General features: G+C 53.5%; 1 pseudogene. It reads right to left on the bottom strand.

The annotated features are described in order from the left end of the window. Positions 1–314, bottom strand: a pseudogene (locus tag ACTHSN_RS10780) (hypothetical protein); the annotation flags it as partial.

The following is a 314-nucleotide window of genomic DNA, read 5'->3' on the forward strand; positions in this document are numbered from 1 at the left end:
GCTACGTTTTGGTTGGTCGCAAACAGTTGGCTGCCGTTGACGGCGTCTTTGCTGTTGGCATTGAGGTCACCGTCGGCTACGTTGGTCACTTTGTTACCGGCGTTGTTCAAACCGTCTTTGGTCAGTTTGACATCACCCGCTTTAACACCGTCTTGGGTCAATGCGACATCGTCGCCTACTTTCACACCGTCGTTGTTCACGGTGGTGTCGCCGGCTTTGACGCTGTTCACTACCAGGTCTTTTTTCAGCTTAACGGTCACTTTATCGTCTTGGGCTTCGGTGGTGATGTTGTCGTCGCCGGCAACGGTCACGGT

The organism is Neisseria sp. P0009.S010 (genome assembly GCF_051958545.1).
Lineage (GTDB): Bacteria > Pseudomonadota > Gammaproteobacteria > Burkholderiales > Neisseriaceae > Neisseria > Neisseria subflava_A.